At 55.2% G+C, this 20861-nt stretch carries 20 protein-coding genes, 1 tRNA gene, 2 rRNA genes and 1 pseudogene; 12 read left to right on the top strand and 12 right to left on the bottom strand.

What is annotated here, in order from left to right:
- The first annotated feature begins 694 nt into the window (after nt 1–694).
- The 4 genes from RDA78_RS06130 (at nt 695) to RDA78_RS06115 (ending at nt 4491) form a co-directional block, all read left to right on the top strand.
- A 23S ribosomal RNA gene (locus RDA78_RS06130) occupies nt 695–3417 on the top strand.
- Between the two features lie 405 nt (nt 3418–3822).
- A 5S ribosomal RNA gene (rrf, locus tag RDA78_RS06125) occupies nt 3823–3937 on the top strand.
- A gap of 44 nt (nt 3938–3981) precedes the next feature.
- Nucleotides 3982–4058 (top strand) — tRNA-Met (locus tag RDA78_RS06120).
- Between the two features lie 229 nt (nt 4059–4287).
- The gene (locus RDA78_RS06115) at nt 4288–4491 is read left to right on the top strand and encodes a hypothetical protein (protein ID WP_434054459.1); all 204 of its coding nucleotides are present in this window, start codon (nt 4288–4290) and stop codon (nt 4489–4491) included.
- Between the two features lie 318 nt (nt 4492–4809).
- On the opposite strand, the pseudogene RDA78_RS06110 reads toward RDA78_RS06115, so the two are convergent.
- Nucleotides 4810–5841, bottom strand: a pseudogene (locus RDA78_RS06110) (recombinase family protein); the annotation flags it as partial.
- A 56-nt stretch (nt 5842–5897) separates the two neighbouring features.
- Nucleotides 5898–6329: a recombinase family protein gene (locus RDA78_RS06105; protein WP_434054458.1), complete on the bottom strand. Its 432-nt coding sequence runs from the start codon at nt 6327–6329 to the stop codon at nt 5898–5900.
- A 474-nt stretch (nt 6330–6803) separates the two neighbouring features.
- On the opposite strand from RDA78_RS06105, the gene RDA78_RS06100 reads away from it, so the two are divergent.
- Nucleotides 6804–7064 (top strand): hypothetical protein, encoded by a 261-nt coding sequence (locus tag RDA78_RS06100; protein WP_434054457.1) that lies wholly within the window; start codon nt 6804–6806, stop codon nt 7062–7064.
- 578 nt (nt 7065–7642) lie between these two features.
- Here RDA78_RS06100 and RDA78_RS06095 read toward each other — a convergent pair.
- The 5 genes from RDA78_RS06095 to RDA78_RS06075 are packed head-to-tail and all read right to left on the bottom strand — an operon-like array spanning nt 7643 to nt 10798.
- Nucleotides 7643–8050, bottom strand: coding sequence for a hypothetical protein (locus RDA78_RS06095; protein ID WP_434054456.1), 408 nt, complete (start codon nt 8048–8050; stop codon nt 7643–7645).
- Nucleotides 8047–8787: an SDR family NAD(P)-dependent oxidoreductase gene (locus RDA78_RS06090; RefSeq protein WP_434054455.1), complete on the bottom strand. Its 741-nt coding sequence runs from the start codon at nt 8785–8787 to the stop codon at nt 8047–8049. Before RDA78_RS06090 ends, RDA78_RS06095 begins: the two co-directional genes overlap by 4 nt.
- Nucleotides 8788–8799: 12 nt before the next feature.
- On the bottom strand, nt 8800–9324 hold the full coding sequence (locus RDA78_RS06085; RefSeq protein ID WP_434054454.1) for a nuclear transport factor 2 family protein: 525 nt from the start codon (nt 9322–9324) through the stop codon (nt 8800–8802).
- A gap of 18 nt (nt 9325–9342) precedes the next feature.
- A complete protein-coding gene (locus tag RDA78_RS06080; protein WP_434054453.1) occupies nt 9343–10107 on the bottom strand; it encodes a DUF2182 domain-containing protein in 765 nt (254 codons plus the stop codon).
- A complete protein-coding gene (locus tag RDA78_RS06075; RefSeq protein WP_434054452.1) occupies nt 10094–10798 on the bottom strand; it encodes a DUF899 domain-containing protein in 705 nt (234 codons plus the stop codon). Before RDA78_RS06075 ends, RDA78_RS06080 begins: the two co-directional genes overlap by 14 nt.
- A 71-nt stretch (nt 10799–10869) precedes the next feature.
- Here RDA78_RS06075 and RDA78_RS06070 point away from each other — a divergent pair, with 71 nt between their 5' ends.
- Nucleotides 10870–11313 carry a winged helix-turn-helix transcriptional regulator gene (locus RDA78_RS06070; protein WP_434054451.1) on the top strand — a complete coding sequence of 148 codons (444 nt, stop codon included), beginning with the start codon at nt 10870–10872 and terminating at the stop codon, nt 11311–11313.
- A 122-nt stretch (nt 11314–11435) separates the two neighbouring features.
- Here the strand turns inward: RDA78_RS06070 and RDA78_RS06065 are convergent, their stop codons facing one another.
- The gene (locus tag RDA78_RS06065) at nt 11436–11891 is read right to left on the bottom strand and encodes a DUF1330 domain-containing protein (RefSeq protein ID WP_434054450.1); all 456 of its coding nucleotides are present in this window, start codon (nt 11889–11891) and stop codon (nt 11436–11438) included.
- 155 nt (nt 11892–12046) lie between these two features.
- Here RDA78_RS06065 and RDA78_RS06060 point away from each other — a divergent pair, with 155 nt between their 5' ends.
- The 4 genes from RDA78_RS06060 (at nt 12047) to RDA78_RS06045 (ending at nt 15992) form a co-directional block, all read left to right on the top strand.
- Entirely contained in the window at nt 12047–12562 is a 516-nt protein-coding gene (locus tag RDA78_RS06060; protein WP_434054449.1) for a TetR/AcrR family transcriptional regulator, read from the top strand.
- Between the two features lie 103 nt (nt 12563–12665).
- Nucleotides 12666–13304: a DUF1993 family protein gene (locus RDA78_RS06055; protein ID WP_434054448.1), complete on the top strand. Its 639-nt coding sequence runs from the start codon at nt 12666–12668 to the stop codon at nt 13302–13304.
- Between the two features lie 585 nt (nt 13305–13889).
- Nucleotides 13890–14798: a tyrosine-type recombinase/integrase gene (locus RDA78_RS06050; protein ID WP_434053116.1), complete on the top strand. Its 909-nt coding sequence runs from the start codon at nt 13890–13892 to the stop codon at nt 14796–14798.
- Between the two features lie 3 nt (nt 14799–14801).
- Entirely contained in the window at nt 14802–15992 is a 1191-nt protein-coding gene (locus RDA78_RS06045; protein WP_434053115.1) for an IS91 family transposase, read from the top strand.
- Nucleotides 15993–16488: 496 nt separating this feature from the next.
- On the opposite strand, the gene RDA78_RS06040 is transcribed toward RDA78_RS06045, so the two are convergent.
- The 3 genes from RDA78_RS06040 to RDA78_RS06030 form a co-directional block, all read right to left on the bottom strand.
- Nucleotides 16489–17328 (bottom strand): ergot alkaloid biosynthesis protein, encoded by an 840-nt coding sequence (locus RDA78_RS06040; RefSeq protein WP_434054447.1) that lies wholly within the window; start codon nt 17326–17328, stop codon nt 16489–16491.
- A complete protein-coding gene (locus RDA78_RS06035) occupies nt 17321–17782 on the bottom strand; it encodes a nuclear transport factor 2 family protein (RefSeq protein ID WP_434054446.1) in 462 nt (153 codons plus the stop codon). The genes RDA78_RS06040 and RDA78_RS06035 overlap by 8 nt, the downstream gene beginning before the upstream one ends.
- A gap of 64 nt (nt 17783–17846) precedes the next feature.
- Complete coding sequence (locus RDA78_RS06030; RefSeq protein ID WP_434054445.1) at nt 17847–18308, bottom strand: DMT family transporter; 462 nt, start codon at nt 18306–18308, stop codon at nt 17847–17849.
- Between the two features lie 105 nt (nt 18309–18413).
- On the opposite strand from RDA78_RS06030, the gene RDA78_RS06025 reads away from it, so the two are divergent.
- A complete protein-coding gene (locus RDA78_RS06025) occupies nt 18414–19049 on the top strand; it encodes a TetR/AcrR family transcriptional regulator (RefSeq protein WP_434054444.1) in 636 nt (211 codons plus the stop codon).
- Between the two features lie 40 nt (nt 19050–19089).
- Here the strand turns inward: RDA78_RS06025 and RDA78_RS06020 are convergent, their stop codons facing one another.
- A complete protein-coding gene (locus RDA78_RS06020) occupies nt 19090–19839 on the bottom strand; it encodes an SDR family oxidoreductase (protein ID WP_434054443.1) in 750 nt (249 codons plus the stop codon).
- Between the two features lie 98 nt (nt 19840–19937).
- On the opposite strand from RDA78_RS06020, the gene RDA78_RS06015 reads away from it, so the two are divergent.
- Nucleotides 19938–20840, top strand: coding sequence for a cupin domain-containing protein (locus RDA78_RS06015; protein WP_434054442.1), 903 nt, complete (start codon nt 19938–19940; stop codon nt 20838–20840).
- Nucleotides 20841–20861: the final 21 nt, after the last annotated feature.

Genomic DNA, 20861 nt, shown 5'->3' with positions numbered 1-20861 from the left:
ACTGGAAAGCCGGACATTTTTGTTTTGCGTCTCCTCGATCCTTCGGATCTGCGGGGATCGCGGGCATGGCTCCGGCATTATTCTTGCGCTACCGGCTATTGCCTGCTTGAGCGCGTGTTTGGTTCGCCGGGTTGCTTGCTCAGGGTTTGCCTGGAACGGGAGTTCCGGAGCGATAGCGGAGGCAAGGCCAAGTGGCCGCCGGCCGGTCAGGCCGCCCTCGCGGAGGCTAGAGCCGCAGGCTCGCTCAGCCGTGAGCTTAGGTAAATGACTTGTTTTTGAAGAAGAAACCGTTTTGCAGCGATCTGATGATTGTTGCTTGTTCTTGACATCGTTGAAGAGAAGATTTTTTTGATCTCTGTGTTGGCGCTCAAGTAGCGCGAAGCGCGGTAGCGCGGGTAACCAGTACAGGGTTCCACGATTAAGTGGAGTGCCAGCTTGACCGCATGGCCATCAAAGAAATCTCGTGAAACTGGTCTTAATTAATCAATGATCGGTTTGCGTCGGTTCTGATTGATATCTGGGTTTTAAAAGGGACTCAGGTTGAGATTGGGATTTACGTGAACGGTTTGCGTTTTTTGTTCTGGGGTTGTTTGGGTGCTAACGCGCTCAAGTAGCTCGAAGAGCGATAGCGCAAGCAAAGATGATCTTTTTTGCGCCTTTGGCGCGAAAAAAGATGAGCATTGATAATGAGAGTGATCAAGTGTCTTAAGGGCATTCGGTGGATGCCTTGGCGACAAGAGGCGATGAAGGACGTGATACGCTGCGATAAGTCATGGGGAGCTGCGAATAAGCTTTGATCCGTGAATTTCCGAATGGGGCAACCCACTCCGTATGGAGTACCCTTTTATGGGAGCAAACCCGGGGAACTGAAACATCTAAGTACCCGGAGGAAAGGACATCAACCGAGACTCCGCTAGTAGTGGCGAGCGAACGCGGACCAGGCCAGTGGCTATAGGATAAGAACCGGAACCGTCTGGAAAGTCGGGCCTTAGTGGGTGACAGCCCCTTACGGGTAGAAATTCTTATAGTCCTTGAGTAGGGCGGGACACGTGAAATCCTGTCTGAACGTGGGGGGACCACCCTCCAAGCCTAAGTACTCCTTGTCGACCGATAGCGAACAAGTACCGTGAGGGAAAGGTGAAAAGCACCCCGACGAGGGGAGTGAAACAGACCCTGAAACCGGATGCCTACAAACAGTTGGAGGGCTTTGTGCCTGACAGCGTACCTTTTGTATAATGGGTCAGCGACTTAATTTAACGAGCAAGCTTAAGCCGATAGGTGTAGGCGCAGCGAAAGCGAGTCTGAATAGGGCGATGAGTTCGTTGGATTAGACCCGAAACCGAGTGATCTAGCCATGGCCAGGTTGAAGGTGCGGTAACACGCACTGGAGGACCGAACCCACGCCTGTTGAAAAAGTCGGGGATGAGCTGTGGCTAGGGGTGAAAGGCCAATCAAACTCGGAAATAGCTGGTTCTCCGCGAAATCTATTTAGGTAGAGCGTCGGATGAATACTCTCGGGGGTAGAGCACTGGATGGGCTATGGGGGCTTACCGCCTTACTGATCCTAACCAAACTCCGAATACCGAGAAGTACTATCCGGCAGACACACAGTGGGTGCTAACGTCCATTGTGGAGAGGGAAACAACCCTGACCGCCAGTTAAGGTCCCTAAGTTATGGCTAAGTGGGAAAGGATGTAGGACTCCCAAAACAACCAGGATGTTGGCTTAGAAGCAGCCATCATTTAAAGAAAGCGTAACAGCTCACTGGTCTAAATAAGGGGTCCCGCGCCGAAAATGTACCGGGGCTCAAGCCATACACCGAAACTGCGGGTGTGCGTAAGCACGCGGTAGCGGAGCGTTCTGTAAGTCTGCGAAGGGATACCTGTGAGGGGTCCTGGAGATATCAGAAGTGCGAATGCTGACATGAGTAACGATAAAGCGGGTGAGAGACCCGCTCGCCGAAAGTCCAAGGGTTCCTGCGCAACGCTAATCGGCGCAGGGTTAGCCGGCCCCTAAGGCGAGGCCGAAAGGCGTAGTCGATGGGAATGCAGTTAATATTCTGCAGCTTGGTGGTAGTGACGGATGCAGTGTGTTGTATCTCCTTATTGGATTGGGGGTGCAGCGAATGTGTTCCAGGAAATAGCTCCACCTTATAAACCGTACCCGAAACCGACACAGGTGGACTGGTAGAGAATACCAAGGCGCTTGAGAGAACTATGCTGAAGGAACTCGGCAAAATGCTCCCGTAAGTTCGCGAGAAGGGAGACCTCTTTGTGGGCAACCACGAGGGGGTGGCACAGACCAGGGGGTGGCGACTGTTTATCAAAAACACAGGGCTCTGCGAAGCCGCAAGGCGACGTATAGGGTCTGACGCCTGCCCGGTGCTGGAAGGTTAAGAGGAGGTGTGAGAGCACCGAATTGAAGCCCCAGTAAACGGCGGCCGTAACTATAACGGTCCTAAGGTAGCGAAATTCCTTGTCGGGTAAGTTCCGACCTGCACGAATGGCGTAACGACTTCCCCGCTGTCTCCAGCATAGACTCAGTGAAATTGAATTCCCCGTGAAGATGCGGGGTTCCTGCGGTCAGACGGAAAGACCCCGTGCACCTTTACTACAGCTTCACACTGGTATTCGTCACGACATGTGTAGGATAGGTGGTAGACGTTGAAGCCTTGGCGCCAGCTGAGGTGGAGTCACCCTTGAAATACCACCCTTGTCGTCATGGATATCTAACCGCGGTACAACAATATCCGGGACCGTGTGTGGCGGGTAGTTTGACTGGGGCGGTCGCCTCCCAAATGGTAACGGAGGCGCGCGAAGGTGGGCTCAGAGCGGTCGGAAATCGCTCGTTGAGTGCAATGGCATAAGCCTGCCTGACTGCGAGACTGACAAGTCGAGCAGAGACGAAAGTCGGCCATAGTGATCCGGTGGTCCCTCGTGGAAGGGCCATCGCTCAACGGATAAAAGGTACGCCGGGGATAACAGGCTGATGATGCCCAAGAGTCCATATCGACGGCATTGTTTGGCACCTCGATGTCGACTCATCACATCCTGGGGCTGGAGCAGGTCCCAAGGGTTTGGCTGTTCGCCAATTAAAGTGGTACGTGAGTTGGGTTCAGAACGTCGCGAGACAGTTCGGTCCCTATCTGCCGTGGGTGTAGGAGAATTGAGAGGATCTGTCCCTAGTACGAGAGGACCGGGATGGACGTACCTCTGGTGGACCTGTTGTGGCGCCAGCCGCATTGCAGGGTAGCTATGTACGGAAGGGATAACCGCTGAAAGCATCTAAGCGGGAAACCCACCTCAAAACCAGTTCTCCCTGAAGAGCCGTGGAAGACCACCACGTCGATAGGAAGCGTGTGGAAGTGTGGCAACACATGAAGCTTAGCTTTACTAATAGCTCGTTCGGCTTGATCGCTCTCATTAATCAATGCTCATCTTTGCCAAAGCGCCTTGGCGCTTTGGAAAGACTGGTTTTTATGTCCTCACGCGCGTACGTCCTTCGGACTGCGCTCCAGACGGGGCGCCAAACGATTGGCGGCCCACGGTCGTGGGCTTGGAAGCTGAAGCTTCCTCGTCATGTCCCTGGCAACGCTCTGGAAGAGAAGACGAAACCAATCTGAAAACCGATAATTAAGAAAAGACCAGTTCTCATGAAGGCCTCAGGTTCCGATCCCGCAAGGGAAAAGAGCCCGAACCGTCAGGTTCGCAAGGCCGACCGGCCGCCGCGCACGTTTGCGCGCCCCGTCCGGAGGTTAGGGCGAAGCCCGATCAACCGTGAGGACAGATCCAACCAGTTCACGACAAAACTGCGCTTCGCCGGCCTGGTGGCCTCAGCGGGGAGCCCCCACCCGATCCCATCCCGAACTCGGCCGTGAAACTCCCCAGCGCCAATGGTACTGCATCTTAAGGTGTGGGAGAGTAGGTCGCCGCCAGGCCTGCTAAACGCAGTGAAATCTCTTCAACCGATCCTCGACCTTCACGCGGGATGGAGCAGTCCGGTAGCTCGTCAGGCTCATAACCTGAAGGTCGCAGGTTCAAATCCTGCTCCCGCAACCACCGAAACTTGAAAGCGCTCCCCGGAGCGCTTTTTTGATTCAAGGCCAAGTTTATCCGCTCGCAAGGCCAGCTCCGCGTTGATGCGCTCAAGGAAGGCAGCTTCCTGCGCATCGGTTCTGATCTCTCCCTTTGCACATTTGTCGGCAAATTCCTCCTGAAAATCCTTGGTCATTCTGGCTTCTTCTTCCTTCCAGGCATCAAGGGTTGCCAGGATAGTGGCAAGGCGTCCATGGACCTGAAGGTCGACGCCCTTTTCCAGGTTCGGTGCTATCACGACTTTCTGGACCATGGTCTGTATCAGTGTGAAAAACTGGTCGCGATAGGTTGGCTCGACGAAGGACATGTCGACTGTCGACATGGTCTCAAGGGCGGCCAGCAAAGTATGCGCAACATCAGCTTCCGAAACCACCTGAAGTTCCAGGGCCTCCCCTGAAATTGAGTTCAACTCATCGTTGAGGTCTGCCTTTTGCTGTTCAAACCCCGCCAGCATACTGGTCAGGGTGGCAAGGCCCGCCCCGTCGCCTTCTGCGATCGCTTCGGCCGTGTTTTTGATCTTCTTGTCGATCCTGGCGACGTCGCGCTCCAGCCGGGCGCGTTCCTGGCCCTGGCTGTTATTGGCAGATCTCAGACGTTGATTGACTGTCTCGGTCAAGGCCGCAAGGTCGGTGATGGAAAACATGGAGGCCGGGAACGCCTTCAACACCCGTTGTTCGAGGGTCTGGCGTTTGATGCTCCGGCTGTTTGTACAGCCGAGCTTCTTCTTGTGGTTGGTGCAGCCATATCTGTCTTTGGCCATAATGGCGTAAGGGCCGCCACATTCGGCGCATTCAAGCCGCCTGCTCAAGAGATGGCGCGGGCGCTGCATGGCGTTCAGGGGATTGCTCTGTTTGGCATCGTGACTGGATCTGACCTGGGTCTGCCTGTTCTTGACCCGGTTCCACAAGTCGTCCGGGACTATTTGAAGCTCCTTGAGCTGGTGATGCGTCCACTTCTCCTCGCCGTTCATGCGGGCCTTGCGGGTCTCGGTGTCCGGATCTTTTGAAAAGGTCTGCCGGTTCCAGATCACGTTGCCGAGATAGAGTTCATTGTTCAAAACACCGGTTCCCCTTGCGCGATGCCCACGGATCGCCGTGTCGCGCCACTTTGCACCTCTTGGTCCCGGGATGCCTTCCTTATTCAGTTCTGTGGCGATTGCCTGCGGGGATCTGCCGTTGGCATAGTCTTCGAAAATCCGCACGACAATTGCTGCCTCTCCCGGCACGATCTCCCGGTAGCTTGCGATCCTGTCCCCGTTGCCGTCATAGACCGGTTTGACCTTGTATCCGTAAGACAGGCCCCCGGCCGATTTTCCTTGCGTGACGGCGTAGCGCATGCCGTCCCGCGTTTTGGCCGCCGTCTGTTTGAGATAGTCCTCAGCGATCGCCGCACGGATACCGAACTCGAGGGTCTCCACTTTGCCGGTCTGGCTGGAGTGGAGTTCGACACGATTGTGCGTCAACTGCTTCAGGATCTTGTGGGCGTGTTCGCCATCACGGGACAGGCGATCGGTTGCCGTGCAAAGTGCGAAATCAACATCGCCTCGTTTGGCCCTTTCCAGAAACGCCTGAATGCCCGGACGTCTCTTGAAATATGCCCCTGTCGTTGAATAGTCCTGAAAGACATCGACAATGCGCCAGCCAAATCGTTCCGCATATTCCCGGCAGGCGGAGATCTGGGCATCGATCGTTTGTTCGTTCTGCTGCTCGTCGGAATACCGGGCGTAAATGATAGCGTTCCTGGACATGTCTTCCTGAAATCCTGAATTTGGTGCAAGCTTCGGAGCCTAACCGGCACGAGCGCTTATGTCCGTGGGGAAATGACCGGTACTTTTAAGGATTTGCTGGCGCGCCGGGCACTGCGGATGTCGAGTGCGTGTACACTGTCAGCAAAGCCTGCGGACCTGAGAAAACTGGTGCCAAGCGACTGCAGTGTCACACCCGACCTCGTCAGCCGATCGAGAACCTCTTTCGCCTCCTTCTGGTCCCGTGCCAGGCGGTCGAGGCTGGTGCAAATGACCGTGTCGATATCTCCATTGCCGATGCGCTGAAACAGTTCACTGAGACCAAGGCGATTAGCGGAGAACAGCCCGGACACCTTGGCCTCAGAAAGGATGTCCCTTACTGATAAACCGTTCTGATCAGCGTGGGCGTTGCAGGCACCGATTTGAGTGCTCAAGAACCGATGCCCGTCGTCGTTGGCGCTACGGGCGTAGATGATGGCTGTTTGTGGCATGCAGTGTCCTCTATCGTTCTGCCCGAGAAACCAATCTCTCCCATCCTGCGCTGACCCAAAGTCGAGGCTATTGCCATAACGGAGTGTAGAGAAATGGTTGCTCGGGCGTTTGAAGGCGTCAACCAAGCTGCGAAAACTCTAACTGTTGACAATTGCTTAGAGGTGGATGAAGAGGTCCGCAAAGACGCAGAGTTCAGCGGTTCCAAGGGCGGGTAGTTGCGTTAACCACGAAATGAGTTCAGGTCCACGCGGCTCCGAAAAGGCGACTTAGGCATCGTGCCAAGTGCCAGTAAAGTTCGGTATGCGGGGCTTAAGCTCGACCGTACTTGCCAGGAGAAACCCGACATCGGACGCAAAACATCGAAGGATTGCGCGCAGACGGAAGTGGGCTCAGCGTTTGTTTGCGTGCTAAGCACTGAGAAGCAGCACAGTTTGGCATCGCCAACGCGAGTTGTCTTTGGGACCAAAGATGAGATGCCAGCAGTCCTGGAAATTGAAAAGTCCGTATGCGTCGATAAAACGGGTCAAGGAATGAGGGCACCATCCATGCCGGGAAAATCTCGAAAACCCAACGATGAGGAAATTGATTGGCTAGATGACTTCGTTGAGAAAATGTCCCAGCCCGGACCGAACGAAGAAGCTCATTTTGCGGAACGCCGAAAACGCAGGCTAGGTGTCGGCTTAAACGCCGCGGGAGAAATCGTGCGAGCAGAAAAAGAGCCTGAAAAGCCTTAAGGGAGTTGGCGTGCCAAAGTACGCTCAAGGAAACCCTCTCAAGCGTGAAAACGCGGAAGCGGTCGGTTAGTACCAGCCGCGAGTTGGACGAAGGTCTCACTTGGGGCCGAAATTGGCCGCGAACTCGGTCTGAGTAAATGCCAGATCCAATGCCTTTTCGGACGGAACCCGCCACTGCGCATAGGCGAGCGCCGATGGAAATAGCAATGAACATTTGACGTCCGCTATTCAGTGCGAGAGGCGTAAGCACAATCTGTAACGCAGTGGCTCAGCAAGAAACTGAACCCATCATGTCCAAGGGGTGCATGTTCCAGACCGTGACAATGACCTGTGGCACGGTCCTTTTCCGGGCTTAGGACGTAGTCCTTCAGTGGACTCTCGGTCTCCTGAGCTCATAGCGAGTTTGCAGGGCGCGAATTTCGCCAAAGGTGGGTGGGACCGCTTTGGTTGTAGTCGACCTTCCATGTTGCGATTTGTTTTTTGGCCTTTTTGAAGAGCGACTAAAACTGAATAACGTGGAGGCATTTGTGACTGTAGTCATTGACGTCAGCCAAAATGCGAAGCGGGTAACCGATCAACTATGCCCTGTATTTTGGAGCAAAGGCCAACCAGGCACCAAGCATCGTCGCGTGCAAGAAAATGAATCCACCCGCAATCAGGAACCAACCCGTCAGATCGCTTATCTCAACTTTCGCAGCAGTTCCAAACAATGTCGATGCGGCCGCATACAAACTGACGCACCAACTGAGTTTAAGTGCGCCCCAAAACCCGGCGTCTGCCCATCGGGAATTGATGTACAACACGGAAATCGCAGTTGCTTCCATGATCCATGCAAGCCAACCAAATGCATAGATAGGATCTGCCATGCGAGTGAAGACGCCAAGTTCGACATAACGTTGCTCGAACAGGACCACATGCCAGACGATGCTGGTCACCACCGTCAAGGAAAACGCACCGATCCATGTCGTTATAAATTCACGGTTCATGCAGTCTCCATCCCTGTACCAGTTATGACATAAGCTTTCTTTTCCGCGGGTTCGGAGTGCCGCAAAAGGGACATCACGTGATTTGCAATCTTGTTTGCAGTGAGTGGTGCTTCCCATTGATTGAGAAATTGGGCGAGGGGTTTGCCGATCGCGGTTGAATAAGCTTCAGCTGCGGCAAGGCCAAGGACCGTCCCCTGAACCAGTTGCTTCGGTATGATCGAATAGAATGTTAATTCCAGACCCAAGAGCTCCGCTTCCTTTTGCGCATAGTCGGTCAGAAAGTGCTGCATCCGTTTTGCACCGGCATATCCTCCCGTCAGCCTCGAACCGGAAAGGCCCGCACCACTCGAAAAACTCACGACGACGCCCCCCTTTTTCATGGGTTGCGTCAGTGCGGCCGATGAGAACGCATGTGCGATTCTGGTGTCCGTATTCCATGCGCCGCTGAATTCATCCCAGGATTGCTCGTGAAACGGAACCATCTTCGGCTCATGACCGACCGTCAGAACCAGAAGGTCCGGGTCGACTTCCTTCATAAGCTCGTTGGCGACACCGTCAGCGGCGGCATCCATGGCGAGCGTGGTGACCCCCGGCGTTTCGGACTTCAGTTTTGCCAGAGTGTCCTCACTCCGGGCGACAACGGTGGTGTTTACGCCCTGTCCGGAGAGCATGAGCGCAAGTTCTTTTCCCGCACCACGGCTTCCACCGACGACAAGGGCTCTATCGTAGTTTCTCATCTGCTTGCTCTACTATTTTGGAGGATTGACGAGGTGTCGCGACATGTCGCCAAAGATGGGGGCGGACACCACGCGGGAAGCGAACATCCACAGTCCCGTTTCTTTGGAAAACGTATCTGCGTAGCTTCCCGAAAAAATGGGTTGCAGTGGATTGTCTTCGACTTGCTGCAGAACCGTAAGGTAACTCGAAGCAACAGCGGAGTTGCGGTCGGCGGCTATCGAAATGACCACATTCGTCAGGACATGCTTTGTTTTGGGAGTGCCGTCTTCGTAAAGGATGATGCCCGAAAACAAGTCCATCACCCCTTGCCGACCATGGACCTTGGCCACGCCTTCGATTGAAAACTCGGCATTTTCAAACAACGCGGCACACTTGCTGATCTGACCGGCATCAAGCGTCCGGCAGTATTCATTCAAAAGGTGATTGATTGCGCCATGAGCCTCAAATTCTGCGTCTTGACCGATGGAGGCGAGCGAAGTGGTAGGCAACAAAGGCAAAAAGCTTGCTGCCATCAAGAATTGTCGGCGTGATTTCATACGATTTCCAGACTTTTGTCAGTGTCGTGTGATGAGCACCACTGCGGAAGTGCCAAGACTGGCAGCACCGACTGCAATGCTGAACGGTTTCGGGTTTGGCAGCGCCTTCTCCAGCGTCACGACGACAGTCAGCAACGCGACCCAGAAAACATTCATGACGCCGCCCGCGAAGAGCAGCAGCATCAAGGGGAGTGATGAGGCGAGGCAGTTCAGGCCATAGGTCAGGCCGCTGCGAAATGGAGAGTTTCCGGACGGAATCTTGCGGCAAGTCGTCAGACTGCGCGCCTTGACCCCCGTGAACTGGTAAAGCCCCGCGATCGCAAGCAATGCCGCGCTAAACCAGGTGTTTGTGCTCCACATGTTCATGCCGTGCAGCAGGCCTGCATCTACCAACTGGTACTGGATTGCAGCCGCGGCTATGGAAAACCCGAGCCAGACGCACGCGTAGCAGCTCCAGAATCCGATCGTGTTTTCAGTCGCCGGCAAGTGCTCCGTGCCATGTGAGGGAAGGTGGCTCAAGGCGCCCGGCATCATCATCGCGAGCATCATGGTCCACCACATGAATGTCATGGACGTCATGCCGATGCTGGCCGTTGAAGCCATCATTTCGGTCTGACCGGAGATCGGTGGGAGCCCAGGCACGGACATTCTCCAGACGTCCATGCCGGTTCCCGCCCCGGCGAAGAAGAACACCCAGCACGCCAGAGTAACGGCAATCACGCCCGATCCGACAACCGGTGCGTTGCGGAGCATCCGTGCGATGCCGAGGTCAATAGGCATCATGATGCCTGACCCATTCCATGGGATTGCCCTCTGGCTGTTCGTTCCGACCCATGGGTGCCATGTCGATGTAGCTGTACGCCGCGTTGGTTACGTCGAGCCCGCGTCCATAAGCGGAATAGGTATGGTAGAGAGTGCCTGCTTCGTCCCTGGCAAAGACACTCGTGCCATGGGCTTCATCCATGGGATAGAACGTCTTTTCCCTGAAGTTGTAGGTGACGGGATTTTCGGGCTTGTGGTTCGAGCCGAAGCTGACACCGAAGTCCGCGTTAAAGCTGTTTGCGTGGGAGGACACCCAGGCAAAACTCCATCCCATGCGTTTCTTAAACGGCAAAAGCAGGCTCATCGGGGCGCGCGAGATCGCCACGAATGCTATGTCACGGCCGTTCAGGTGAGGTTCCAGGCCGTTGAAACTGTCAGCCCAGAACGAACAGCTCTTGCACCCCTCGATCCACTCGGGGCCGAACATGAAGTGGTAGACGATCAACTGGCTGTGGTCGCCGAACAAGTCGGTCAGCGAGGCTTCACCCGTTTCGGTTTCAAAGACATAGTCTTTTTCGATCTTCACCCATGGCAGTGCGCGCCTTTCCGCCGAAAGGGCGTCCTTTTGCCGTGTGTGTGCTTTTTCTTTCTCAAGAAGCGCCTTGCGGGCCGAAAGCCATTCTTCACGAGAGCCTGTCCTGATCGGGTTCATGCCGGTTTCCTTTTCCAATTGAGCCCAGAGATCAGAGATCGGAAGGGCAATGGCGTTTGACGGAAACAATATTGGGTATTGGTATTGATCGACAAGAAGGCAGATTTTTCGTATATAGTATTAAAAATGATACTATTGGAATGGAGCGGACGCAGATGCTCGAAAAAGCCTCAAAATCGGCACGTCAGAAATCTGACACCAATCAGCCTGCACAGGCTGAACCGTGCCCGATGCCGGACATCGCAAAACTGATTGGAGGGAAATGGAAGCTGATCATACTGCAAATCCTGATCTTTCAGGGCACCAAGCGATTCAATGAGCTGCGGCGGCTTTGCGATGGCGTCACGCAGACAATGCTGACCAACCAGCTGCGTGCCTTGGAAGGTGATGGTCTTGTTGAGCGGAAGATCTACGCCGAAGTGCCGCCGCGTGTTGAATACACGGCGACACAGAAAGCTCTGGACCTGGAAGAAATGTTCCAGGCGATGCACAGCTGGTGGCTAAGGCACAGTTAGGAAGGGCGTCTGGCTTTTACGGGATTGAATACCCGACCGTGATAAATCCAGCGGAACAGCCAACAGTCATCGCAGGCAGGCCGATACCGTCTTTGTCCGGAGAAGCAACCGCGCACCCCGACTTAAATCAGAGAGTTGCCGGTAAGCACCTTCTGCCGCTCACATGCAGCGGTCCGGTGGGCAAAGGCTTTGCGATAGTCGGGGTCGGAGTACAGATCGACCAGTGCCTGAAGATTTGGGTAAGAGCCGATTGCAATCACGTCCCAGTCTTCGTCAGGCCCAAGGAACATTCCGCTGAAAGCTCCCACGAAAAGGAACTTCCCTCCGACACGCTCCATTGTTGGCATGCTGACGGCGGCATAAGACTTGAAAGCTTCCTGACCCGATGTGGCTGGGGTGGCGTCCATCGAATGCGTCTTTGCGTAGTCGGCCTTCTCCCGGAGCTTGAAAAAGTTGATGAGGGTTATTTCGGATTCGGATGGCCTTTGCAGAATGTTTTCCCATTGATCAGCAGAAGGGCAGCTTCCGTCGTGACCGTCGCCGTACCACGTTGCGAACTGTTTAACCTGTTCATCCATGATGTTTGAATTCCTTTACAAATCAGATATTCTTTACACATGTAAATAATAAGGTAGCTTTACACGTGTCAAGAAAAAAGGCGAAGGGTGTCACCCGAAATGAAATCCTGGATCGCGCTTGGGATTTGATCTCGGAGAGGGGCGCAGACATCTCCATGAGCCAGATCGCGGCGGAATCCGGGGTGAGCCGGCAATCCGTGTATCTTCACTTCAAGACACGCGGGGGATTATTGCTCGCTTTGGTCCAAAGGGCCGACGAGAGGTTCGAAGTGAAGGAAGATTTCTTTTCTGCACTGGAAATCGAGGATCCGTTCAAGCGCCTGGATGAATGTCTGAAAGTCTGGTTCGAGTTCGCCGAAAAAATTCATCCGGTTGCAACTGACCTTATCCGGCTAAGAACGACAGACGACGATGCAGACGCCGCATGGATAGACCGAATGACAGACCTCAGGACCTGGGAACGTCAACTTGTTCAATCGCTGGCCGGCGACGGTGCGCTTTCGGATGGCTGGCAGGTTGACGACGCCGTTGACTATCTATGGGCGGGCACATCGATCCAGATCTGGGATGTATTGCATTGTGACCGGTCCTGGAGCGCTTCGAAGATATCCAAAATCTTGAGGAAATCCGTCGCGAAGGCGCTCCTGAAGGAGTGCCCCAGGCGTGTTTAACAAGTTGCTTGGGCCGATGTGATGTTCTCGCAGGCCCAGACCTGATCCGTCGACACTATGATCAGCAGGATTGTTCATCATTCTACCTGCTCGAAATGAAGCCATGTCTGACGATGCAAAACCCGCCCACCACAGCGAGTTTGTATACAGTTTCCGTTGTGGGTATCGGACGAATTACGAAACAAGGCGCATTCGGGAGCAATCGCCCTGTGGTCTGCTTTGCGGTGTGCTCGATCAACAAATAGGAAATGAGATGCGTGACGACCCAAGTGTAGGCAGCGCGGTTATTGGCGCAATCAAGCACTACCTCTATCAAACCGGCCAGTTGTTGGACCTTGTCCTGAGACGGCCTGACGCAAAGGAATTGCTCGCAATACGATTGGCACCCGATACTTTCGATACTGGTTTTCATTTTGCCGTCGCTATCCAGTTCGCAGCGCGCGCGCTTTGCCTGCCGTCAGGTGGTCCTGTACCAGAAATAGTCGAACCATATAACGAAGATAGCCTTCGATCATTGTACAAGGAAGTAACTCAAGGGATAGATCCGGTAACGACCGTTGATTGGAATGAAAAGCTCTTGCACATCGCTGGTGAGGCTCAGTTGGATCAGGTGACCGCCGACTATGTTGTGCGTTTCGCTTATCCAAACATGTTGTTTCACTTCACACAGGCTTACGCAGGTTTGCGACATGCAGGGTTGCACATTGGTAAGGCGGAATTTGACGGATTCCACAGGTATTGAAGCCGTACATCATGTGAACTTGCAAAATGAATTCTGTAATACGCAACGCGCTATTCTGCGCTATGGCTCCAAGCTCTCAAGAACGCGAATTGCACCACCGGACTTGTCTGTATGGCAAAGGACAAGCTGCCAACTGCGCTCGATGCGATGAAAAATGGGGGCTGTCATTGCCGTTCGTCACTATCCGCTCAACGGCCCCGGAAGTAAGTTCAAGAACCTCCGTTCCATTAAATTTGTGCCGCTTAATCAGGACGTCGACGAGCGCAAGATAAGGGCTCGAACCCGACCGACGGAGTGCGTGTGCTGAATGACAGCAACTGCGCCGCCAAGTCGGAAGTTCAGCAAGTTTGGACCAGATCCCGAAAGCCGACTTTCATTCCGAACGCAACGAATGTCCATCTCGGGCGGGAAGCTGACGTTTGCTGCGGTTTGCAGTAACGACTGAATTGGGCCGAAGAACGAACCCGCTGCGCGGGAGGTCGCGCGTGGCAAGGACACGGCAAATCCTTGACGGCTGTGTTTTGATTGAGCGTCGGCGGTCCTGAGCGGACCATTTGGTTCCTTTCAACCAGAAGGAACCAAACAATGACCGAAGTTACATCCATTTCCCCCGTCAGTCGGTTGCGGCAGCGACTGATCGAAGATATGAACCTGCGCCACTTCTCCATGGAGACGCAGCGCAACTACACGCGCGATGTCGGACGTTTCGCGACTTATCTCGGTCGACCTCCCGATACGGCTACAGCCGAAGACCTGCATCGATTCCAGATCGAGCAGCGCGAAGCCGGTGTCCCGGTGCCGACGATGAACAGCATCGTGTCGGCGCTGCGCTTCTTCTTCACCAACACGGTCGACCGGCCGGATCTAGCGCGCAAGCTGGTTCGAGTGAAGAGCATGCGCAAGCTCCCTGTTGTTCTGAGCCGGGACGAAGTGACCCGTCTGCTCAACGCGACCACCTGCCTCAAGCACCAGGCGGCCCTGTCGGTCGGCTACGGCGCAGGCCTTCGTGTCGCGGAGATATCGATGCTCAAGGTCCGCGACATCGATAGCGAGCGTATGCTGATCCGGGTTGAGCGCGGCAAGGGCGGACAATATCGCAATGCCATGCTGTCCAAAGACCTGCTCACCCTGCTGCGGCACTGGTGGAAGGTCGGCCACCAGCAGGGCGTGATGCATCGCGACGGCTGGCTGTTTCCGGGACAGCATTACTCTAAGCCGATCAGCACGCGTCAGCTCCACCGCATCGTCGTCGAAGCGGCACGGGCCGCCGACATCGGCAAGCGGGTCTGCCCGCACACTTTGCGCCACAGCTTCGCCACCCATCTGCTGGAGGACGGCATCGATATCCGGGTGATCCAGGTCCTGCTCGGGCATGCCAAGCTGGAGAACACCGCCTTTTATACCAAGGTCGCGACCCGTACGGTGCGCACTGTCATCAGTCCGCTCGACAAGCTCGGTATCTTCTCTGTCGCAGACACCGCGCCCGATGGCTGAGGCGTGTCCGCCTCACTTGAGGTCGCCGACATCTTCCGCGCTGCCGGGCCCGCCTACCGGGCTTCTCATGCCGGACACCTGAGCCTCGCCCAGCTCAGGGTGATGTCGGCGGTCGAACACTGCCGCACAGCTGCATTGGGCGGCCACGTCGAAGCCTGCGAGGACTGCGGCCACTGGCGCATCGCCTATAACAGCTGCCGCAACCGACACTGCCCCAAGTGTCAGGGCGCTGCCGCGCGCGCCTGGTTGGCCGAGCGGGAAGCTGACCTCTTGCCGGTCGGCTACTTCCATGTCGTCTTCACGCTGCCCGCCGAGGCCGCCGCCATCGCCTTCCAGAACAAGGCTCTGGTCTACGATCTGTTGTTCCGCGCCGCGTCGGAGACGATGCTGATGATCGCTGCCGACCCGAAGCACCTTGGCGCCCGCATCGGCATCACAGCCGTGCTGCATACTTGGGGATCGGCGATGACCCACCACCCCCATGTGCACATGATCGTGCCGGGCGGCGGCATCTCGCTCGATGGGACGCGCTGGATATCGTCGCGCCCCGCATTCCTCTTGCCAGTGCGGGTGCTGGGCAAACTGTTCCGCCGCCTGTTTCTGACCCGGCTGATCGCGCTTCACGATAAAGGACAGCTCGCCTTCTTCGGATCGATGGCCCCATTGGCCGAGCGGCGCGCCTTTCTGAAGCATCTATCACCGGTGCACAAAAAGCGGTGGGCCGTCTATGCCAAGGCCCCCTTCGCCGGACCGGAGGCGGTTCTTGCCTATCTCGCTCGCTACACGCACAGGGTCGCCATCTCCAATCGCCGTCTCATCGGCTTCGACGAGAACGAGGTCACCTTCCGTTACAAGGACTACCGCCGCACTGGTGCCGACCAGCGGCAGGTCATGACCCTCTCCACCGACGAGTTCATCCGCCGCTTCCTGCTCCATGTCCTGCCGCGCGGCTTCCACCGTATTCGCCACTACGGCCTTCTTGCCGGCAGCTCTCGCAAGACCAGCCTCGATCGCGCTCGAGAATTGCTGAGCGTTGTCCCACAGCCCGAGGATGACGAACCAGAGGTGTCCGATGCACGGCCGCCATGTCCTTGCTGCGGTGGGCACATGATCATCATTGAGACCTTCGCCCGCTGGCAACAGCCCCGGGCACCACCGCACTGCGCCGCGTCAAACCGGGAGACTGGGCCATGACCCGGCATCGACAGACTGGACACCATCCCGGAGCCTTTGCGCTCCGGCGAAGGCTCCGCTGTGCCCAAGCCGCCATTCCAACCGTTGCGATGATCATCAGCACCGCTCGGCCACATCACTGGCAACACACGAAACCGGTTGTTGGCGGTGCAAACGTATCAGACGATACGCTCCCTCAAGCGACCAACGTAGGGAACAAGACCAGCCGGAAATAGAAATCCCCATAACACAGTATCTGCGGCACGCGGGTTCGGTCCTCGGGGACTTTCGTACGCCTGACGGCACCCGAAACTCTTCACGGAAGGAGAATGTCTGCTTCCGGGCAACGTCGCGCCGGTGCAGACATTCGTGCTTCTTAAATCATGAATTGGTTTCGGACCTAAGTCCTAGTTGGGCAACAGCGCAGCTAAACATTTGAAATCAAGGCACGCTCAGTCTGGCGTTTGGAACGATCAGCGATTTTGGAGTCTGGACCGCATTGCTCTCTTGCAATACTCTATCCCTTCGACCAAGCAGCAGCGTTGTGTCGAACGAACTCGGTGATGGAAACCGGTGACCTCCCGGTCAATTCTTGGACATTTTCCGTGACGCGGTCCTCGGAACCGCCGGCAATGGCTTTGTCCATAGCGGCTAGTGTTGCTGCGTAGTCTTCAGGCAAACCATGTTCGCGATGCCGCGCCGCTAATTCACCCACTGTCAAGCGATGGTGGGCAATCCTTCGGCCGAGTGCGCTACTCAGTGTTTCTGCCACGACGTCGTAAGAAATCGCTGCCGGACCGGTCAGAATGAAATCGGTGTTTTCAACAGACGGCGCAACGAGCATGGCCGCTGCACAGGCCGCAATGTCAGTGGCATCGATGAAGCTGACTCGCCCATCATCCGTGGCCGTGAAGATTGCAGATTCCTCTCGAATGGGATCACGGTGATGCAACTCGGAAAAGTTCTGCATGAACCAAGTTGGGCGCAACACGACCCATTCAGGAGCATTCATGCGGAGCCAGCCGTGAACTGCGCCCATCATGGGTCCACCCTCTTCCAGCGAGGAGGCACTGAGCAAAACAAACCGTTTTACGCCAGCATTAAGCGCTGCTTCCAGACCAGGCTGCATTGCGCCGAGTGAATCGACGGTGTCTGTCGGTGCAACGAGGTAGACTGCACTAACACTTTGGAATGCCGCAGCAAAAGTCGACGGGTCCTTCCAGTCGAAACGCACTTGGCTTTCGTCTTGCGGGTTGCGTGTCGCAATGCGTGGAACGACCCAATTTGCGCCCAGCTGTTCAACGACGCGACTTCCGGTTTTACCTGTGCCGCCTGTGACGAGTATGGTCTTAGTCATCGAGAAACTCCTCAAGTTTGGAGGTCAAGTTTTCAATCCCGCCAACAGCGTTCAACAGGACCATTGGGTTCCAGTAGTCTCGATAGTGGACGATGTGACCGTTCTTGATCTTGATGACGGAGATGTAGTCCTGATCATAGCGCTCGCCGGTGACTGCGCCTGTCCCCTTGCAAGAAAACTCCAAAACGAAAGTCTCACCATCGATCGCTTTGTGCGCAACCGCTTTGCTCATAGACTCAAAATTGATCAGTCTCCCGGCCTTTGGAAGATAGGCAGCCATAGCGTCGCGGCCACGCAGTTCTCGAACAGAACCCTGAGGGGAGAAGGGAAACTGAAAGACAATGTTTTCATCACACATTTCAAGAAAGTTTTCTTCTGCTTCGGCAACGATCGCATCGCCAAGAGCACCGCGAAGCATCGCGCCAAAGCTCGGTATAGTGTTGGTCTCAGACATGGTTTTCCCTTTCGTTTGTGTGTCCTTGGTTGGACGATGCGTGGATGGGGCCAGGCATGTCTTTTTAAGGTGTTTTTCCGAATTGCATGATGGCGACGCCAATGATTGAAAGCGCCGCACCTGCAATGCGATAGAGATCAACCGGGCGCACTTCGTTTCCGAGAAACCCGTTTTGGTCCAGGATCAGCGCCATGGTCATTTGACCCGCGATGACAGCCGCGATGAATGTTGCGGCACCGAAGCGCGGGATCAGCACCATGGTCGCCATGACGTAGAGAACCCCAACGAGGCCACCGACCCACGCCCATGACGGTGCAGATATTAACGATGACGCTGTCGGCATCGTTGGCCGCAGCCAAGCAATTCCTACAACCAGGCAAACAAAGGAGACGCCAAAGGAAAGTAGGGTCGCCCATAGTGGATGCCCGGCCGCGCGACTAAGTTCAGCATTCATCCCAGCGTGTATCGGAATCAATGCCCCGCACAACAAAGGAGCAAGCCACAGGAGATTCACTTTCGGGTCCACGATGTTTCCTTTCGGAAAAAGTTTCCAGAACGGTTGAAGTTCAAGAGAGTTTGCTTCAGAATACGTCGGAACGATACCGTTTCGTTCTATATAAAGGAGTGCACGATGGAACGCAATAGTTCCGACGTTAAAATTTTCAAAAAACCGGCTCGCAAACCGGCAGGAGCAGCCGTGCTTCAAGACACGGTCACGCAGGCCATTCACAGAGCGTTGTTCGAAGAATGGGCGCAAACTGGATATTCAGCCCTCCGAATGGAGAGGATTGCAGCGCGGGCTGGTGTCGGAAAGGCGGCACTTTATCGCCGCAGTAAATCAAAGCTGGAATTGGTGAGTGAAGCCGTAAGAACGACAGCTACAACCATCACTCCAATACCCGACAGCGGTTCGTTCGAAAGTGATGTCGCACTTTTGTTACGCCGCCTTGCCGCAACTATCAGACATCGTCTTGTTCGACGCATATTACCCGATCTTCATGCCGAGCTTGCGCGTTCGGGAGAGCTGAAAGACCTCCTAGAGTGCATTACTCAAGATCGTCGCGCTCAGGCGACGATAATGATCGAGAGAGCAATTGCCAGGGGTGGGCTCCCTGAAGAGACGGATCGTCGTACCATTTTGGATCTGCTTATCGCGCCGCTGTATTGGCGCGTTATCGTTCAACGCAAGCCGGTGACTTCTGCCGATCTGAAAATGTATGCAGGTCTGGTGACACGTTTTGCGACAGAATTTGAAAGTTATAAATGAAGATCGGGCAGTGCGAAGTCGACTGCCCGATCCACAGAACTTAGGCCGCCAATGCGACGGAGTCTCTGCCTGCAGGAATGCGCAGCGGACTGTTTTCATCAATGACCGCATTCCAGATCGCCTGCACGACATCGTCTGTTTCGGTGAACTCCTTGCCAGTCGGATCCCGGAAGGTCTCCATTACTCGGCCGACGAACGCCTGATAATCCGCCGGCGTGCTATTGGCTTCAGCCATCAAGGCCATTGCATTCTTCCCGAAGCTTGTCGTCGGGGCCTGCCCCGGCAAGACGAGATGTGTCCGGATACCCAGGGGAGTCAGCTCGAGTGCAAGGCATTCTGTGAAGGCGTTCACGGCAGCCTTGCTGGCCGTATAGACCGACGCGAGCGGCAGGGGCTTGAGCGTCACGCTCGATGACACATTGACGATCACACCTGCTCCCTTTGTACGCATTTGCGGCAACACCGCGCGGGTCATTTCGAATGTGCCGAATGTGTTTGTCTCGAAAATCCTGCGAAGGTTTTCGTCAGATGTCCCTTCAAAGGGGGCCAACCAACCTACACCTGCATTGTTTACCATAGCATCGATGGGGCCTGCTTCGGAGACCGCATTGGCAATACTGGATCGATCTGAAGTATCCAGCGGCAGAATCCGCAGCTTATCGGTAACAGGCAAAAGGGTCGGATCCGGCTTCCGCATGGTGGCGACGACGGACCACCCTTTTTCCAGAAAATGGCGGGCTGTCTCCAGACCGAACCCCGACGAGCATCCTGTAATCATTACGGTATTCATGACGAAATCTCCTGTTGGTTGAGATGAACCAAAAGTAGACATCTTTGATGGGACAAACTATAATTCAAACTCCATATTACGTTATCAAATGTCCTAAGATGAGCGATCCATATTCCGAAATCATCTCGCTCCTGCAACCGCAGGCGTCATACTTCAAACTTGCGCACGGTTCAGGCCCCTTTCGGGTGCGTCGGGCGAATGTGAATGACGCCTTCTATTGCTCGCTCTTAACCGGGCGCGCTAGCTTACAGGTTGACGGCAAAGAGCCAATGATCCTGGACCCTGGCGATTTCGTCTTAATTCCCGCTGCCAAATCCTTCTCGTTTTCCAGTGTCGACCCACCTCCGCTTGAAGGCGTTCTGAGTGTGCCGATTGAGGGCGCGGATGGTGTGTTCAGGTTAGGAAATCCAGATGGTGAAGTGGAGGTGCGGCAGCTTATCGGCCATTGCACTTTCGCCAGTCCGGACGCGGAGCTTCTTGTTTCGCTATTGCCGGACTTGGTTGTGGTCCGCGGCGAAGGACGGTTGGCGGCGTTTACCGGATTTTTGCGCGATGAAGCGCGCGCCAATCGACCGGCACGCGACGTAGTAGTTGAGCACTTGTTGCAGGTTCTGCTTATTGAAGCTTTTCGATCTGGCGCAGAGCCAGCGGCAACTGCGGGTTTGTTACGTGGCCTGGCAGATTTGCGTATCGGTCCGACATTGCGCGCAATGCATGCGGCACCAGATCACTCCTGGACTGTACCTGAACTCGCAAGAGAAGCCGGGTTATCGCGTTCTGCGTTTTATGCACGATTCAATCAGATCGTCGGGACTGCGCCGATGTCGTATTTGCTGAACTGGCGAATGGCGCTTGCAAAGCATCTGCTCCGCTCAGGTGAACACAGCATCACAGAAATCTCTGGTAAAATTGGCTATGGCTCCGCAAGCGCCTTCAGCACAGCCTTTGCCCGTTATGTTGGCTATCCCCCGGCCCAGTATTCAAGAACCTTCTCAGCGTAGTGGCTTCCTTGGAGCTTCACC

This window comes from Roseibium sp., from assembly GCF_051016195.1.
Taxonomy (GTDB): Bacteria; Pseudomonadota; Alphaproteobacteria; order Rhizobiales; family Stappiaceae; genus Roseibium.
The sequence above is the reverse complement of the archived record's forward strand: the minus strand, read 5'-3'. Positions and strand labels throughout refer to the sequence as shown.

Coding starts and splice junctions, on each gene's coding strand:
- RDA78_RS06095 (WP_434054456.1), bottom strand. CDS start 8,050: ATGAACCGTGAATTTATAACGACATGGATCGGTGCGTTTTCCTTGACG.
- RDA78_RS06100 (WP_434054457.1), top strand. CDS start 6,804: ATGCCAGCAGTCCTGGAAATTGAAAAGTCCGTATGCGTCGATAAAACG.
- RDA78_RS06055 (WP_434054448.1), top strand. CDS start 12,666: ATGTCTGACGATGCAAAACCCGCCCACCACAGCGAGTTTGTATACAGT.
- RDA78_RS06080 (WP_434054453.1), bottom strand. CDS start 10,107: ATGATGCCTATTGACCTCGGCATCGCACGGATGCTCCGCAACGCACCG.
- RDA78_RS06050 (WP_434053116.1), top strand. CDS start 13,890: ATGACCGAAGTTACATCCATTTCCCCCGTCAGTCGGTTGCGGCAGCGA.
- RDA78_RS06015 (WP_434054442.1), top strand. CDS start 19,938: ATGAGCGATCCATATTCCGAAATCATCTCGCTCCTGCAACCGCAGGCG.
- RDA78_RS06075 (WP_434054452.1), bottom strand. CDS start 10,798: ATGAACCCGATCAGGACAGGCTCTCGTGAAGAATGGCTTTCGGCCCGC.
- RDA78_RS06035 (WP_434054446.1), bottom strand. CDS start 17,782: ATGTCTGAGACCAACACTATACCGAGCTTTGGCGCGATGCTTCGCGGT.
- RDA78_RS06105 (WP_434054458.1), bottom strand. CDS start 6,329: ATGCCACAAACAGCCATCATCTACGCCCGTAGCGCCAACGACGACGGG.
- RDA78_RS06040 (WP_434054447.1), bottom strand. CDS start 17,328: ATGACTAAGACCATACTCGTCACAGGCGGCACAGGTAAAACCGGAAGT.
- RDA78_RS06115 (WP_434054459.1), top strand. CDS start 4,288: ATGGACCTGAAGGTCGACGCCCTTTTCCAGGTTCGGTGCTATCACGAC.
- RDA78_RS06065 (WP_434054450.1), bottom strand. CDS start 11,891: ATGGATGAACAGGTTAAACAGTTCGCAACGTGGTACGGCGACGGTCAC.
- RDA78_RS06085 (WP_434054454.1), bottom strand. CDS start 9,324: ATGAAATCACGCCGACAATTCTTGATGGCAGCAAGCTTTTTGCCTTTG.
- RDA78_RS06020 (WP_434054443.1), bottom strand. CDS start 19,839: ATGAATACCGTAATGATTACAGGATGCTCGTCGGGGTTCGGTCTGGAG.
- RDA78_RS06025 (WP_434054444.1), top strand. CDS start 18,414: ATGGAACGCAATAGTTCCGACGTTAAAATTTTCAAAAAACCGGCTCGC.
- RDA78_RS06060 (WP_434054449.1), top strand. CDS start 12,047: ATGAGCCAGATCGCGGCGGAATCCGGGGTGAGCCGGCAATCCGTGTAT.
- RDA78_RS06090 (WP_434054455.1), bottom strand. CDS start 8,787: ATGAGAAACTACGATAGAGCCCTTGTCGTCGGTGGAAGCCGTGGTGCG.